The organism is Halobellus sp. Atlit-38R, from assembly GCF_003665925.1.
Classification (GTDB): Archaea; Halobacteriota; Halobacteria; order Halobacteriales; family Haloferacaceae; genus Haloquadratum; species Haloquadratum inordinatus.
This window is the reverse complement of sequence record NZ_QXIJ01000278.1, coordinates 1-476: the sequence shown is the minus strand read 5'-3', so window position 1 is coordinate 476 and position 476 is coordinate 1. Positions and strand designations below refer to the sequence as shown.

Annotated in this window: 1 protein-coding gene; it reads left to right on the top strand. The window is 67.2% G+C overall.

The genetic code is table 11. From position 1 onward, the window contains the following. On the top strand, nucleotides 1-463 hold a 463-nt coding region (locus tag D3D02_RS19365; RefSeq protein ID WP_121571381.1), incomplete at its 5' end, for a hypothetical protein. Between the last annotated feature and the right edge of the window lie 13 nt (nucleotides 464-476).

Here is a 476-nt window from a genome sequence, read left to right as displayed (position 1 = left end):
CCTTCTCGCGGTGTTCTTCGTCGGGCTCGTCGTCGGTGCCGGCGTCGTCGTCTACTCGCTTCCGACGGAGACGACGACCTCGCCGACCAGTTCGATGACCACCGCGACCGGCTGTCTGCTCGCCGACGAGACCGCGCCCAGTTCGTGGGTCGGTCGGATGCCCGCCGGCGAGCAGACGACCGTCGCGTTCAACCGGACCTTCACGCACGACGCGCCGAGCGTCGTCGTCCGCGGCGAACTCGACACGGCCGAAGAGGGCGTCTACGTCTACCGAATCACGTCCGCACCCGACGAAGACGGCGAAAAGGAGCCGTCAGACGACTGCGTGCCGCGCACGACGCTCGACGCCGTGGTCTCGGTCCCCAGCGATTACGACTCGGTCACGGTCACCTTCGACGGCGAGGAGATGGTCCGGTTCGAGGGCGGCGACTCGTCACCGCTGTTCCGGACGCTCGAAGACTGAAGAGAGTAGGTGA